This is a genomic window from Streptomyces actuosus (assembly GCF_016921115.1).
GTDB lineage: Bacteria > Actinomycetota > Actinomycetes > Streptomycetales > Streptomycetaceae > Streptomyces > Streptomyces actuosus_A.
In genome coordinates this window covers 1-1,316 of record NZ_JAFFZS010000103.1, presented here as the reverse complement: position 1 = coordinate 1,316, position 1,316 = coordinate 1, and the positions used below count along the sequence as shown (strand labels likewise).

General features: G+C 24.4%; 1 protein-coding gene and 1 pseudogene. Both read right to left on the bottom strand.

From position 1 onward, the window contains the following. Positions 1-932, bottom strand: a pseudogene (locus JS756_RS38905) (complex I subunit 4 family protein); the annotation flags it as partial. A 42-nt stretch (positions 933-974) separates the two neighbouring features. Further along, the gene (locus tag JS756_RS38900) at positions 975-1,280 is read right to left on the bottom strand and encodes a hypothetical protein (RefSeq protein WP_205387427.1); all 306 of its coding nucleotides are present in this window, start codon (positions 1,278-1,280) and stop codon (positions 975-977) included. Positions 1,281-1,316: the final 36 nt, after the last annotated feature.

Sequence of the window (1,316 nt, the reverse complement as noted above, 5' to 3'; positions counted from 1 at the left end):
TACCTAAATATTGTATAAGCAGCAGAGAATACTATAGAAGTACTAGCTAATACACCTAATATAGGCATTCTTTCAAATGCTCCATATATTGACATAAATTCACCTATGAAATTTAGAGTTAAAGGAGTACCACTATTTCCTAATGATAATATGAAGAATAATACAGAGAATATAGGCATAACTTGAGCCATACCTCTATAATATGTAATTAATCTAGTAGAAGATCTGTCATATAAAATACCTCCTGCACAAATAAATAGACCTGATGAAACAAATCCGTGAGCTAAACCTAAAACTATTGAACCTTCAATACCTTGTATTGTATTACTAAATGCACCCATTAAATACACAGCTGCGTGAGATACTGAAGAGTAAGCTATAAGTTCTTTAATATCTATTGTTCTTAATGTACTAAAACTAGCATAAATGATTGTTATTACACCAATTACATAGATTATGTAAGTATAATTTAAAGAAGCTTTTGGTAATAAAGGTAATATTAATCTAAATATACCATATAAAGCTAATTTTAAAACTATTCCAGCTAAAATAATACTACCTGATAATGGTGATTCAACGTGAGCTTTAAGTAATCAAGTATTTAAAAAGATTACTGGAGTTTTTACAGCAAAAGCTATAAATATACCATAAAATAAAAATAATTGAGTTATATAGCTGAAATTTGCTTTTGATAAAGCATCAAAATCAGTTGTTCCCATTATAGAAGACATTGCTACTATTGATAATAGCATAAATAATGAACCTAATAAAGTATATAAGAATAAATAAAAACTTGCTCTTACTTTATTACTTGAACCAAATAATCCTATTAGTAAAAATAAAGGTGGTAATATACTTTCGAAGAATATATAGAATAATAATATATCCAATACTAAGAATACACCTAATAATAATGTTTCTAATAATAACATTATTACTACAAATGATAATACATTTTTAGATTGTATTGAATTTCAGTTAGATAATATAGCTATTGGCATTATTATTGTTGTTAATAAAATAAAATAGATAGATAATCCATCTACTCCTAGATATATATCAAAATAACTTATTTCATAATGCTCTTCAATAAACTGATATTGTTTACTACTAAAATCAAATAGTATAAACATAACTAATGAAACTACTAAATTAACTATTGAAGTTATTAAAGCTATTGATTTTATTCTTATACTATTTGTTAAAGCTAAACCATAATTAGCTTCTATTGTTACGAAACCTATTCCTATTAAAGGTATTAATAATAATAATAAAGACATGAATAGAATTATATATTTTATTTACTACTAATAAAA

Coding starts and splice junctions, on each gene's coding strand:
- JS756_RS38900 (WP_205387427.1), bottom strand. CDS start 1,280: ATGTCTTTATTATTATTATTAATACCTTTAATAGGAATAGGTTTCGTA.